Genomic DNA, 255 nt, shown 5'->3' with positions numbered 1-255 from the left:
CAGTGGTTCACGCTGAGCGATCCGGCGATGGAGGAGTCGCTGCACGATGTGCCGCTGTTGCGCGAATTCGCAGGCCTGAACTGGGACACGCCGCTGCCCGACGAGACCACGATCCTGCGCTTTCGCCAGCGGCTGGAGGAACACAAGCTGGCCCCTCAGATCCTGGCACTGGTCAACGAATTGCTGGGTGCCAAGGGTTTGATGCTGCGTGCCGGCACGGTAGTGGACGCCACGCTGATCTCTGCGCCCAGTTCC

1 protein-coding gene is annotated in these 255 nt (G+C 63.9%); it reads left to right on the top strand.

The window, feature by feature from the left end; all coding sequences use genetic code 11:
- On the top strand, nucleotides 1-255 hold a 255-nt coding region (locus JHD63_RS23620), incomplete at both ends, for a transposase (protein WP_198973209.1).

The sequence above is a fragment of the Xylophilus sp. ASV27 genome, from assembly GCF_016428875.1.
GTDB lineage: Bacteria > Pseudomonadota > Gammaproteobacteria > Burkholderiales > Burkholderiaceae_C > Xylophilus.
The sequence above is the reverse complement of the archived record's forward strand: the minus strand, read 5'-3'. Positions and strand labels throughout refer to the sequence as shown.